Source organism: Sorangium sp. So ce693 (assembly GCF_051521375.1).
Classification (GTDB): Bacteria; Myxococcota_A; Polyangia; order Polyangiales; family Polyangiaceae; genus Sorangium; species Sorangium atrum.
In genome coordinates, this window is record NZ_CP150347.1 from 6,888,814 (window position 1) to 6,902,430 (window position 13,617).

The 13,617-nt window shown below is 72.6% G+C and carries 6 protein-coding genes; 3 read left to right on the plus strand and 3 right to left on the minus strand.

The genetic code is table 11. The features are described 5' to 3' along the window. Window positions 1-27 precede the first annotated feature (27 nt). On the minus strand, window positions 28-2,430 hold the full coding sequence (locus WMF14_RS25550) for a hypothetical protein (protein ID WP_437790231.1): 2,403 nt from the start codon (window positions 2,428-2,430) through the stop codon (window positions 28-30). A 209-nt stretch (window positions 2,431-2,639) separates the two neighbouring features. Here WMF14_RS25550 and WMF14_RS25555 point away from each other — a divergent pair, with 209 nt between their 5' ends. Further along, window positions 2,640-3,890, plus strand: a complete 1,251-nt coding sequence (locus WMF14_RS25555) for an MFS transporter (RefSeq protein ID WP_437790233.1) — start codon at window positions 2,640-2,642, stop codon at window positions 3,888-3,890. A gap of 54 nt (window positions 3,891-3,944) precedes the next feature. On the opposite strand, the gene WMF14_RS25560 is transcribed toward WMF14_RS25555, so the two are convergent. Beyond that, the gene (locus tag WMF14_RS25560; RefSeq protein ID WP_437790234.1) at window positions 3,945-9,155 is read right to left on the minus strand and encodes an nSTAND1 domain-containing NTPase; all 5,211 of its coding nucleotides are present in this window, start codon (window positions 9,153-9,155) and stop codon (window positions 3,945-3,947) included. Between the two features lie 810 nt (window positions 9,156-9,965). Beyond that, complete coding sequence (locus WMF14_RS25565; RefSeq protein WP_272093469.1) at window positions 9,966-10,874, minus strand: hypothetical protein; 909 nt, start codon at window positions 10,872-10,874, stop codon at window positions 9,966-9,968. Between the two features lie 233 nt (window positions 10,875-11,107). On the opposite strand from WMF14_RS25565, the gene WMF14_RS25570 reads away from it, so the two are divergent. Next, window positions 11,108-12,484: an MATE family efflux transporter gene (locus WMF14_RS25570; protein WP_437790236.1), complete on the plus strand. Its 1,377-nt coding sequence runs from the start codon at window positions 11,108-11,110 to the stop codon at window positions 12,482-12,484. 257 nt (window positions 12,485-12,741) lie between these two features. Next, entirely contained in the window at window positions 12,742-13,344 is a 603-nt protein-coding gene (locus WMF14_RS25575) for a carbonic anhydrase (protein WP_437790237.1), read from the plus strand. The last annotated feature ends 273 nt before the right edge of the window (window positions 13,345-13,617 follow it).

Genomic DNA, 13,617 nt, shown 5'->3' on the forward strand with positions numbered 1-13,617 from the left:
TCAGCGCGCAGGGACGAGAGGCATTCTTCACTTTTGTCCGGCCGGCGGGTCGCCCGCGGTCGCCGGGGACGTAGGCAGGGCCGCCTCGCCCGCGCAGCGCTCGAGCAGGCGGAGGGCGGCGTCCCGGCGCTCCTCGCTCACGGCCGGCCCCGTGCCGGCGGCCCCGTCGTGCGCTGCGTACTGGGCGAACATCCTGCGGGCGGTCTCGACGTCCTCGACGCCGCACGCGACAACGAGCCGCAGCCGCTCGGCCTCGATCCAGACCCGCTGGACGGGCAGGTGGGCCGCGAGCGCCCGGTCCAGGCGATCGGCGGCCTCGTCGAAGCGGCCGTCGCTCAGGTAATGGCGGCCGAGCAGGTAATTGGGCAGGCCGTCGCCGGGGGATTGCGCGGCCCACGCGCCGAGCAGCTCCGCCGCCCGGAGCCTGTCGGGCGCGCCGCCGCGCGTGCCGATCAGCAGCTCGACGATGGCCGCGCGGGCGCGCTCATCGTTCGCGGCGGCGATCTTCACGTCGAGCGTCCGGAGCCGGTCCTCGTCGACGAGCCGGCCGGCGACCTCGCTGTACCACGCCGCCGCGCGCTCCCTGTCGCCCGCCGCGAGCGCGACGTCGCCGAGCCGCTCCGCCGCGCGGTCGCGCAGGTGGCGCGGGATCGACGCGTCCCCGGCGATGCCCTCGAGCTCGCGGATCCCCTCGCTCCGCTCGCCCGGCGCGTCGCTGGCGAGCCGCGTCTCCGCGATGGCGATGCGCGGCGCGGGGCTCCGGTCGAGCGACAGCACGCGCCGGTACGCGTCGATGGCGCCCTCGTGGTCGCCGCGCGCGCGCAGCTCCTCCGCCTCGTGGGTGCACGCGTCGACCACGTGCGGGCAGCGCCGCTCGAAGAGCGCCGGCCGATCGAAGCGGGCCTTCGCCTGCGCCTTCGCCGCGTCGGGGAGCGTGAGCGCGTCGAGATCGGCGTGCCACGCGCGCTCCATCGCCTCCCACGAGGCGCCGGTGATCTCCGGCAGCGCCTTGCCGCCGTACCAGGCGCGCACCGCGTCGGCGCCGTACGTCGCGCGCACGTGGCCGACGAACGCGCCGCTCACGGTGTAGGCGGTCGACGAGTTCTCGGCGAGGAAGCCGAGCGCGAACAGGCGCGCGAGCGGCGGCAGGATCCCGAGATCTTTCATCGCCTTGGCCCACGCGCGCGGGCTCAGGTCCTCGCCCTCCCTCGGCGAGCCGGCGACGGCGATCCCCTCGATGAGCCCCGGGTCGGGGAGCCACCCGCCGAGCCGCCCGGCGATCTTGAACGGGCCGCGGGCGAAGGCGCCGGCCAGCACGTGCATGATCTCGTGCCCGAGCGTCGGGTGCGGGTAGCCGGCGGCCTGCAGGTACACCTCGCGGCGCCAAGGCTTCGCGACGTACGTGCGCGACGCGCCCATGAGCGCGCCCTTCTGCGCCGCGCTCTCGAACAGGTAGGCGCGGACCCGGAGCGGCGCGCCGTCGACCACCGCGGGCGCCCCGAGCCAGCGCTCGCCGGCCTCGATGTGGGCGTCGCACTCGCGCACGAAGCGCTGGACGTCGGCCTCGCGCATGCCGCGCGGGTAGACGACCTCGCAGCGATGGCCCTTCGAGAGCGCGCCGAGCTCGGCCGCGATGCTCTCGGAGGTCTGGAAGTGGCCGAGGCGCTCGCCCTCCAGGACGGTCGCGGCGCTCAGCGCGGCGCTCGCGACGCCGAGCAGGAGCAGCCCGGGCCGGCCCTGCAGCTGGAACGACACCCGCCCGCCCGCGTCGTGCACGAGGTGCTGCGCGAGCGCCGACGCGGCGAACAAGGTGGCCAGCGTCCCCGCGCGGTACGTCAGCAGCCCGGACGCGTCGACGACCGTGTCGTAGAGGGTGCCGCTGAAGAAGCCGGCGAAGGGGTCGTAGGCGAAGACGATCGGGCTCGTGTAGAAGCGGACGGCGCTCACGCCGATCGAGCCGAGGGGGGCGGCGAGCGCCGCGAGGACGGCGACGAGCCGGCGCCGCCACGCCAGGCGGGGAAGCGCGGCGTCGTCGCGCCGGATGCCGGCGGCGAGCTCGCCCGCGACGGCGCCCCAGGCGCCGCCGAGCGCCGCGCCGAGCCCAGGCCCGAGGGCGAAGTGCGCCGAGCCGCCGAGCACGTCGCAGAAGCCGGCGCGCAGGCCGTGCGCCAGCGTGGTGGCGTACGCGACGACCGCGAGCAGGGCGCCGCTCGCGACGCCGCGGCGGAACGCCTCGACGGGCGGCGGCCGATGCGCGGCGACGTCGAGGGCGGTCACGATCGCCGCGGCGGCCGGGACGATGAGGCCGGCGGCGAGCGCGCTCTCGTAGCCGGGGCCGTCGAAGAGGGGCAGGAAGCCGACGAGCGCCATCGCGATCGCGACGAGCGCGGCGCCGAGCCTCATGGCCGGTGAACGCAGCAGCGTGGGCATGGTCGCGTGGGACTCCAGAGCTGCCTTCGTAGCCGCGCCTGCCCGGAGAGGCGAGCGGGATGCGGGCGCCCCGGCGCGATCCAGCGAGCTGCGTCCTCGATGGACGGTGTCGACGTGGCGACGGCATATGAAGAGCCGTTTGGGCGGCCATGTTCGATAGTGCGCGCTTCTCCTTCCCTCCTCTTTCTGCTCTGCTCGCGCCCCGGTCCATGTCCTCCCCGCCCGCCGGCCTGTCGCGCCACCCCGATTTCCTGCGCCTCTGGGCGGCGCAGGCCGTGAGCGCGGTGGGCAGCCGCATCAGCCGGACGGCGCTGCCCGTGATCGCCATCGTGAGCCTCGGGGCCGACGCGTCGGGCGTGGCGGTCCTCTCCGCCGTGTCCACCGCGCCGGGCGTCCTCGTGGGCCTCTTCGCGGGCGGGCTCGTCGATCGCTCGCGCAAGCGGCCGCTGCTCGTCGGCGCGGATCTCGCGCGGGCGGCGCTGATCCTCTCGGTCCCGATCGCGGCCTGGACCGGCACGCTCACCCTGCTCCAGCTCTCCGTGGTGGCCGCGCTGGTGGGCATGGCCACTTCCCTGTTTCAGATAGCCGACAACGCCTACTTGCCGGCGCTGGTGGGGCAGGAACACCTGGTCAAGGCGAACGCCAGGCTGGAGGGGACCGAGGCCGCCGCGGAGATCGCGGGCCCCGGCGCCGCGGGCATCCTGATCCAGGCGCTGACGGCGCCGGTGACGATGGTGGTGGACGCGCTGTCGTATCTCGTGTCGGCGGCGCTCCTCGGGCGCATCCGGGCGGCGGAGGCGCCGGCCGTCCCCGCGGGCGGCGGAGGCGACGGGGGCGCCTCGCTGGTCGAGGATCTCCGGGTGGGGCTGCGCCACGGTCTGGGCCATCCCGTGGTCGGGGCGACGTTCCTGGCGATGGGCGCCCACGCGCTCCTTCTCGGCGGGGCCTTCTCCGCGCTGTACATGCTCTATCTCCTGGAGCATCTGCAGCTGGACACGACCACGGTCGGGCTGATCATCAGCGTGGGCGGCATCGGCGCGCTGGGCGGCAGTTTCCTCGCGGGCTGGCTGGGCCGACGCCTCGGCGCCGGGCCGGCGATGATCCTCAGCCTGTTCATGAGTCAGGCCGGCTGCGCGCTCATCCCGCTGGCCGCGCAGCTCGGGCGGCTCGCGATCCCTGCCCTCGTTGTGCACCAGCTCGTCGGGGACGCGTTCCTCATGGCCTTCATGATCCACGCGGTGAGCGCCCGGCAATCCATGCTGCCGTTGCACGTGCTCGGCCGGGTCGACGCCACGCTCCACGTGCTCACCGGGGCGCTCTTGCCGGCGGGAACGCTGGCAGCCGGCTGGCTCGCGGGGCGGATCGGCGTGGAGGCGACGGTCTGGGCGTTCGTCATCGCGGGGTTCGCAGCGCCGCTCCTGCTGGTGCGGCCCGCGGTCTGGCGGCTGCGGGCGGCGTGAGGGCGCGCGGATTCGCGGGCGTGAGCCTGCGTGCGCTCGATGGATGGGTGATCGTCATCGGCCGGCCGTGCTGCCCAGCCGGCCCCCTGAATCCACCTGACCTCCCGGCGCGTCCGCGCGGACCGCGGCGACCTGCCGCAGACAGGCCTCCTGGCTCGCCCGGGCGGCGGATTCGGGCACACGAAGGAGCTCGATCCTCCGCTCGACGGGCATGCAGTAGGTCGTCGCCGTCCACAGCTTCGGGTCATCGACGCCGCGGAGCGGCTCGAGGTCGGTCCACACCCGCGCGACCTTGTCGTCGGACCCGGTGACGATGCGCTTGCCATCGGGGCTGTACGCCACGGCGTTGACGGGCGCGTCGGACCCGCGCAGCACGAGAGGCTCGCCCGTGCCGTCGGCATTCCATATCCGCGTCGTCCTGTCGTCGGACGCGGTGACGACATACTTGCCGTCGGGGCTGAACGCCGCAGCATTGACCCAGTGCTCGTGACCGCGCAGGACCACGGGCATGCCTGTGCCGTCGGCGTTCCACACACGCGCCGTCTTGTCCCACGACGCCGTGACGACGCGCTTGCCATCATGGCTGAACGCCGCCGATACGACCCAGCGATCGTGCCCTCGCAGGACCACCGGCTCGCCCGTGCCATCGGCGTTCCACACACGCGCCGTGTTGTCATACGAGGCGGTGACGACGCGCTTGCCGTCGGGGCTGAACGCCGCCGAGCGCACCCGGTCCGCGTGACCACGGAGCGTCACGGGCTCTCCAGACCCGTCGGCGTTCCACACGCGCGCTGTCTTGTCCCATGACGCCGTGACGATGCGCTTGCCGTCAGGGCTGAACGCCGCAGAGCGAACCCTGTTGTCGTGACCGCGGAGCACCAGCACCTCTCCCGAACCGTCGGCGTTCCACATCCGCGCTGTCTTGTCGTCGGACGCGGTGACGACGCGCCTGCCATCGGGGCTGAACGCCGCGGAGAACACCGCATCCTCGTGCCCACGGAGGATCACGGGCGCTCCCGAGCCGTCGGCCTTCCACACGCGCGCCGTCTTGTCCCATGACCCCGTGACGACGCGCTCGCCATCCGGGCTGAACGCCGCAGCGTAGATCGCATCCTCGTGCCCGCGGAAGCTGAGGGGCTCACCCGTGCTCTCGGCGTTCCACACCCGCGCCGTCTTGTCATAGGACGCCGTGACGATGCGCCTGCCGTCGGCGCTGAACGCCGCCGAGTAGACCCGATCCTGGTGGCCACGCAGGATCCGCGGCTCGCCCGTGCCGTCGGCGTTCCACACCCGCGCCGTCTTGTCCCACGACGCCGTGACGATCCGCTCGCCATCGGGGCTGAACGCCGCGGAGTAGACGACATCCTCGTGACCGCGCAGGATCCGCGGCTCGCCCGTACCGTCGGCGTTCCACACCCGCGCCGTCTTGTCCCACGACGCCGTGACGACGCGCTTGCCATCCGGGCTGAACGCCGCGGAGTAGACGGCATCCTCGTGACCGGGCAGGACCACCGGCTGGCCCGTGCCATCCGCCTTCCACACCCGCGCGGTCCTGTCGAACGACGACGTCACGATGCGGCCGCCGTCGCGGCTGAACGCCGCGAAATAGACCGGCTCCGCGTGACCCCGAAGGACGAGGAGCTCGCCCGTGCCATCCGCCTTCCACACCCGCGCGGTCCTGTCGAACGACGACGTCACGATGCGACCGCCGTCGGGGCTGAACGCCGCCGAATAGAGCCCCTCCTCGTGACCGCGGAGGACGAGCGGCTCGCCCGTCCCCTCGGCGCTCCACACCCGCGCTGTCCTGTCGTCCGACGCCGTCACGATGCGCTCGCCGTCGGGGCTGAACGCCACCGAGTTGATCGGCCCCTCGTGGCCACGAAAGACCAGCGGCTCGCCCGTGCCATCGGCGTTCCACACCCGCACGGCCCTGTCCGCGCAGATCGTCGCGATGCGCTTGCCGTCGGGGCTGAACGCCGCGCGGATGACGAAATCCGGATGGGTGAGCACCACGCGCGCGACCCAGCTGTGCAGCGCCCAGCGCGCGAGGGTGGCCCACCCGCGCGGCACCTCGGGCGGCTCGACCTCCCGCAGGAGCGCCAGCACCGTCGTCGGATCGGATTGCAGCTCGCGCGCCGCGGCCATGCGGGTGGCGTTGCGCGCCAGCTGCGCGTCCGCCTGCGCGCGGATCGCCAGGTACGACACCATGACCGCGAACGCGCTGAGCGTCGCGATCACGCCCATCGCGAGCTGCCGCCGCAAGCGCCGCGCGCGCTCGGCGAGCTCCACCACGGCCAGGAGATAGCGCTCCTCGCGCTTGCCCAGCCCCGCTCGCCCGTCGGCGCCCTGCGCGGCGCGCCGGCGCTCGTACCACGCCCTCGCGTCCTGGGCCGCGCGGTCGCGCCAGAGCAGCCCCTCGGCCCGGCCGCTCGCCTCCCACTGCTGCGCCGAGGCGCGCAGCCGGGCCAGGAACTGCGCGTCTTGCTCGCCCTCGGCGAGCCACTGCCGGAGCTTGGGCCACCGCTCGATCAGCGACTCGTGCACGAGCTCCACCGTCGTGCCCTCCCGCTCGCCCCCGGTCTCGATCAGCAGCAGCCGCGCGCCGGCCAGGTGCTGGACCACCTGATCGATCGCCTCGCCCGCAGGCCCCTCGCCGTTCTGCGCCACCCCGTGGAGCTCCTCCAGGCTGACCACGGCGCGCGTGCGCTCGGGCGTGACGAGGCGCACCAGCACCGCCCGGGCCAGCCGATGCTCACGCGCCGGCAGCGCCAAGAGCACCGCGTCCGCGTGCGCGGACAGGGCGCCGGCCACGCCGCCCAGCCTCTCGTAGCTGTCTCGCGTCAGCAGCCGGTGCTCGCGATCCCGCGCCTCCCACAGCTTCGCGGCCGTGAACTGCAAGAGCGGCAGCGGGCTGCGCGTGCTCTCGAGCGTCCCCAGCATCTCCCCGACCATCGCGGCCGTCTCGAAGCGATGACCGGCCGCCTCCAGCGGCCTCGTCAGCGCGTCGCGCAGGCCGTCGCGCCCCATCGGCGGCAGCAGCGACAGGCCGCGCGTCACGTCGATCACGAAGTCGTGATCATCGGCCATGCGATCGAGGAAATCGGAGCGGACGGCGAGCAGCACGCGGAGGGGCGATGACGCGTCGTCGGCCACGCCTTCCAGGCAGGCCACGAACGCGGCCCGCTCCTCGCGGCTGGCGCCGAGCGTGTACAGCTCCTCGAACTGATCGACGAAGAGCAGGGCGTGATGCCTCGTCCCCTCACGGCGGCAGCGCGCGCGCAGCCGAGCGCCCAGGTGCCCCGGCTGCGCGCGCAGCGTGGCGACGATCCCGTCGTGGTCGGCGAGCTCGGCCGCTCCGGACCCCGAGCTGGCCGCCTCGGCCTCGGCCACCTGCGCGAGCACATCGACGAGCGCCGACAGCGGCCGGCGCCCCGGCCGCACGATGAACGTCTCCCACCGCTCGCTGGAGCGCTTCAACGCCGGGATCACCCCCGCGCGCACGAACGACGACTTGCCCGCCCCCGACGGGCCGACGACCGTGAGGAGCGGCTGGTAGCGCAGCCGCGTCGTCGTGGCGGCGATCTGGCGATCGCGGCCGAAGAAGCGCGCCGCGTCCGACTCCTGGAACGCGGACAGCCCTGCGAAAGGGCTCTCGTCGTCGCCCAGCTCGAGCGCCTTTCGACCGGGCAGCAGCGCCTCCAGCTCCGCGAGCAGCTCCTTGGCGGAGCCGATGCGCTCGTGCTTGCGCTTCTTCAAGCAGCGATCGACCAGGTCGCCGAGCGCGCCCACGTCCGGGCGCCGCGCGGCCACGCGCGGCATCGGGAGATCGAGCTTCACGATGTCGGCGAGCCGCGCGACCGAGAACGGATCGAGCGGGTGCACCCCCACGAGCAGCGTGTACAGGAGGATGCCCACGGCCCAGAGGTCGCTGCGAGGATCGACGTCCCCGCCCAGCAATTGCTCCGGCGACATGTACGCCGGCGTGCCGATGAGCCCGCTCCGGTGGCCATCGCCGCGGCCTCGCGCGAGCGTCGCCTGCGCGCCCGTGAGCGTCGACATCACCCTGACGTCGAGCTGCTTCGCGATCCCGAAGTCGAGCACCTTGATGCTCCCCGTGTCGTCGATGAGGATGTTCTCGGGCTTGAGATCGCGGTGCACGATCCCGAGCTCGTGCGCGCAGACCAGCGCGCGGATCACGGGGATCATCAGCTCGACCACCTGGCCGGGCGACATCGGGCCAGACGGCCCTATCGCGGCGAGCGGCCCTGGCGCGCTCGGGTGCTCGCGCTGGGCCAGCCATTCGCTGAGCGTGCGGCCCTTGATGTACTCGAGCACCAGGTACGGGTGGCCGCGGATCTCGTCCACCTCGTGGATCACCACGATGTTCTCGTGACGGCAGCGCGCCGTGGCCCGCGCCTCGTCCAGGAAGCGCTCGTTCCCCTGCCCGCTGAACTCGAGCAGCAGCTTGATCGCGACGAGGCGCCCGAGCTTCGTGTCCCTGGCCAGGTACACGATCCCCATGCCTCCCCGGCCCAGCTTGCGGATGATCTCGTAGTGCTTGATCATCCCGCCGACGTCCGGCAGCGCGGAGCCCGGATCGCTCCCCGTCGGCGTTGCCCCCCCCACCGTCGCTCCCCCCACCGTGGCTGCGGCGTGCTCGTCGTGCTCGTCGTGCGCGACGTGTACCGGCGGAGCTGCGGCCTCGCGCGCTCGCTCCTCGAACGTCGCGCCGGCCGACGCCTCCGTGGGCGCCAGGCCGGCGAGCGCGAGCGTCGTCTCGGTCGGCTCGCCACGGATTCCGCTCCATCCCGGTCGGTCCGGCTGTCTCTGCTCCTGGGCCTCGGCGTCGCGGTGCGGCGCCTCCTCGAGCTCGCGCGTCGCCTGCGGCAGGGTCGCGCCGAGCGCGGGCTGCCGCGGGTCGTCCGGCGCGGGCATCACCTCCCGCAGGGTGTGTCCCGGCATGAGCTCGAAGACGGTATAGAGCTGCCCCTCGCCGGCGTGCCCCCAGTCGACGGGCCGGATGATCGGGGAGTGCTGGAGCCGTGTGCCAGAGCGCATCTCCCGCAGGAACCGCGAGGCGGAGCGCCGCGAGTGGTGCCCGCCGTCTCCATCCCGAGGCAGGCGGAGGATCTGGAGGACGATCGGCCGACCGCCCCTGATGCGCCGCCCCCTGTAAACGACCGTTCGGCCGCTCGCTCGGCAGCAGGACAGGATCTCATAGCGACCCTGGAACACCGTCCCTGGCGCGAGGGTCTCGCGGCTCATCCTGGCCCCTCCGATCGCTGCCACGCCCGCGCGGCGGCTCCGGACGAAACGTCCCCACCCCCTGTCGACACGCAACGCTCCTGAATGTCGAATTCGTCGCGCCGCTCTGGCGAGAGAACCCGACGGCGTACCCGGACCGATGCTCAAGCAGCCAACCGTCGCTGCCTGTTGAAGCTTCTATAGCATACCTCCCCACATCGTCCGGTGTCCTCGCCTCCGATGCGTCAGCCCCTCTCCTTGCACACCAGTTGACGCCAGCGCTCCCGTCGATCTCCTCCTTTTCTTCCGCCATTTCAGGCCGCTCGGTATTGCGGTAATTCCCAGGCACCGAGTCGTGGCACAGGCGAGGAGCCGGGCTGTGGCTCAGGCGACGTGCCCAGTCATGGCTCAGCGACGAGTCCAGTCATGGCTCAGGTTCAGGCGAGGAGCCGGGCTGTGGCTCAGGCGACGTGCCCAGTCATGGCTCAGGCGACAATCTCGAACCGCGGCTCGGGCGACGACCCGGGTCGTGGCTCGGACGACGAGCCGAGTGGACGGGGCGAGGAGCCCCTCCCGCAGCGCGGCCACCTGCGCGCAGCCGTGCTCGTGCCGTGCGGGACGTCCCGCCGGGGCCCCCGGAGCGCGACCTGTTGCCGGATGCCGCAAACCATTGCGGAAGAGAGCAAGCGGTTGCGTACCGCCTCCGCGGCCTGGCGCCGCCCGGGCTCCCGTCGTCCGCCCCCTGTGTGATCTGTGCGCCTGCGCGCGGGATCTGCGCTGGCGGCGTGGGCGCCGCGGGCGCCGGTCCGGCACCGCGGCGGCCGAAGAGCGTCAGCCGAGCAGCGGCTCCGCGCCGGCGGCCTCGCCCTCGGCGCCCTTGTCCTCGTCGAGCGGCACGTCCTCCTCGATCACCTCTCCGGCGGCGGCCGCCGTGCGCCGCACGGCCGTGAGGCCGAGCTGGATCTGCGCCTTCACCGGGAAGACCTGCCGGAGCGTCGTCGCCCAGTCGTTGAACCAGTCCCGCAGGCCCTCGAGCCCCTCCCGTTGCTCCCGCCAGGCCCTCGCCAGCTCGGCCGCCGGCACCCGAGGCGGCTGCGCCTGCGCCCCGGCGCCGGCCTCGAGCCTCGCGAGCAGATCGCGCACCTGCTGCACCTTCGCCTCGGTCAGCCCGCGCGCCGCGAGGGTCCTGTGGACCTTCTTCGCGTCACCATCGCTGTTCCTGGCGAGCCCCTCGAGGCGGCGGAGGTACGTCCCGACCGACGTGGTCACCGTCGACCCGAGCGGCTGCGGCTCCAGGTGCTTGAAGAACGCGGCCTCGAAGCCCTCGCGCCTCTCGCGCGCCACGACGCGGCGGATGATCGCGCGCGTGCGCGGGAACCACGTGTTCTCGAAGACGTCGACCTCCCGGAGCAGCTGCATCCGCTCGGCCCCCTCGACGCCCCCGCCGCTCGCGGCCTCCACCGCGGCCTCCGCGAAGAGGTGCTCGAGCGGGCGCTGCTCGCCCGCGGCGAGCTTGAACAGCCGCCACCCCTCGCGGTGCTCGTTCGCCGCGTAGCCCTCGCGACGCGCCCGCGCGATGAACGGCGCCGCCTGGACGTTGACGAGGAACCGGAGAGCGCGACCCAGGAGGTCCTGCTCGGCCGCGGTGAGCGCCAGCGGCAGGGACGCCTCGGAAGGCCCGGACGACGCGGGCCGCGCTCCCGGATTCCGGGAAGCGCTCGCGGACTTCGCTTTCGACATGTCGTTTCTCCTCGCTGGCGCGCCTGGACTGGGCTCGAGCGCTCAGCGGCGTCGGCGGACTGCAAGCTGCGCGCCAGCGGGGTGGACGGTGGACTGTCGCCGCGCGTTCGCTACGTTACGCCGCGACTGAACAGGCCACCACGAGGCCGCTTTCCACCCGCTCCCAGGCGAGGAACCTGATGCAATCGAAGTTTGGAACCGACCTGACGACAGGCAGTATCCCGAGACATATCGTGAGTTTCTCCCTCCCGATGCTGATCGGGGGCTTCCTTCAGACGACCTACAGCTTCATCAATGCCATCTGGGTCGGTCAGTTCCTGGGCACGGCGGCCCTGGCGGCCGTCACCGTGAGCTTCCCGGTCATCTTCACCATCTTCGGCGTCGGGATGGGGATGACCCTGGCAACGAACATCCTCGTCTCGCAGAGCTTCGGCGCCAGGCGGTTCGATGAGCTGCGGCGCGTGGTCGACGGCTCCACCGTGCTGATCTACGGCCTGGGCCTCCTGCTGACCGCCCTCGGGGAGCTCTTCACGCCCCAGATCCTCCGCGCGATGGACACGCCGGCCGACGTCTTCGCGCCGTCGGTCAGCTATCTCCGCATCTACCTGCTCTCGCTGCCGTTCAGCTTCGGCATGTTCGCGCTCCGGAGCATGCTGCAAGGCACCGGCGACTCCAAGACGCCGCTCTATTTCCTGCTCGGGTCCGTCGCGCTGACGACCGTCCTCGACCCGCTCCTCATCTTCGGGCGGCTGGGGCTGCCGGAGCTCGGCCTGAACGGGACGGCCTGGGCCACGCTCGTCTCTCAGGCCATCGCGCTCGTGGCGCTCAACCTGCACCTCCACGCCCGCAGGTCGCCGATCGCGCCGAGCTGGCCGCGCTTCGGCCAGCTCGGACCGACGATCCGAAAGACGCTCCGTATCGGCGCGCCGGCGGCCGTCCAGCAGTCGGTGGTGGCGCTGGGCATGGTCGTCGTGACGGGGATCGTGAACGGGTTCGGGGAGATCGCGACCGCAGCGTTCGGCGCGGCCTCGCGCATCGACCAGATCGCCTTCCTGCCGGCGATCAACATGGGGATGGCGATATCGACGCTCGCCGGGCAGAACCTCGGGGCGGGGCACCACGGCCGCGTGCGCGAGATCTTCGCGTGGGGTTGCCTGTTCAGCGGCGGGATGACGCTCCTCATCTCGGCGGTGGCGGTCGCGTTCCCCGAGGCGCTCCTCAGGGTGTTCATCACCGATCCGGCCGTCATCGAGCTCGGCGTGTCGTACCTGCACACGGTCGGCGCGTGCTACGTGTTCTTCGGCCTCACCTTCGTGAGCAACGGCATCATCAACGGCGCCGGCGCGACCATGGTCACGACCGCGACGACGCTGCTCAGCCTCTGGGTCGTCCGCGCCCCGCTCGCGTACTGGCTCTCGCGCGAGATGCGCAACGTGAAGGGCGTCTGGTACGCCATCGCGGCGAGCTTCGTCGTGTCGATGATCACGGGCACCGCCTACTACGCCTCGGGGCGATGGAAGCGGGCCCTCGTCCAGAAGGCGCCTCCGGGCGAGGCGCCGAGGCAGGCCGACCCCGCGCAGGCGTTTGCGAGCGAGGTCGGAGAGGCGTGAGGGCGGCGGAAGCGCCCGCGCGGACCGGCCGCCCTGCGCGGGGGCAGCCGCGCAGGGCGGAAGGCCTCGGATCGCCGCCGCTCGGCCGCCTCGCGCCGTGGACGCGCGCCCGGTTTCCCTCGTCCTGTTCGCCCGCTTCGCCCCGCGCCGGTTCCCCTCGCCGCTCCCCCTCGCCTGATGACGCGCAGAGCGCGGGAACCTGACGCGCCCCCGTTCCGACTCATGCGGGGACCGCTCTTGGTCCGCGAGGAGAACCGATGCAGCTCTCGAACAGCAGGTCACCTGAGGCCCCCGCCTCGACGCGGCGGCGGCGCGCAACCGCAGCGCTGGATCCCCGCCATACGCTGCTGATCTCATGCTTCGACGCCGCGCTCCCCCTCGGACGGATGGGGCTCGCTGCCGACGGGGTGCCCTGCGCGCAGGTCCGATCGCCGGCGCACCTCGTGGCGCCCTGGAAGGACAACGCCGAGAGCGAGAATGCTTCGCTCCTGCTGTCGCTCTCGATGCGGGAGACACACGACGTCGTGATCTGCGGCCACGTCCGGTGCGCGGCGCTCGAGGTGCTCCTCGACGGGGAACGCGATCGGCAGGCCTTCGGGCTCCTGTCGCAGGTGCCCGCGGCGCGCGCCACGATCGACCTCGTGCGCCACAACTACGTCGGCCTCCACCGCGACGCCCTCCGCGAGGTGACGGCCCAGGAGAACGTGCTGACCCAGCTCGATCACCTGCTCACCTACCCGCTCCTGGCGCAGGGAGGCGGGCCGCGCGTCCACGCCTGGCTCTACGACGAGCGCGACACGTCGCTCTGGGCCTACTCCTTCGAGGAGTCGCAGTTCGCGCACCAGATCTCGCTCCGGTGAGGAAGAGCGCGAGTCAGAGAGCGCGACTCGGGCTAATGGGGGAATCCCCATAGGCGTTAACCAAGCTTCGCGCCGCGTTCTCCTACATCCGAACGTTTACGTGGTCGTAGTCGTGGTCGTGGTCGTGGTCGTGGTCGTGGTCGTCAACGGTAGGCCGTGAACGACCACGACCACGACCACGACCACGTAAACGTTCACGTTGGTGGCCGATTGGGGGGAATCCCCCCATCCCGCCAAGATTTTGTGTTTTCTTGGCGGTTCAAACGACCCCAC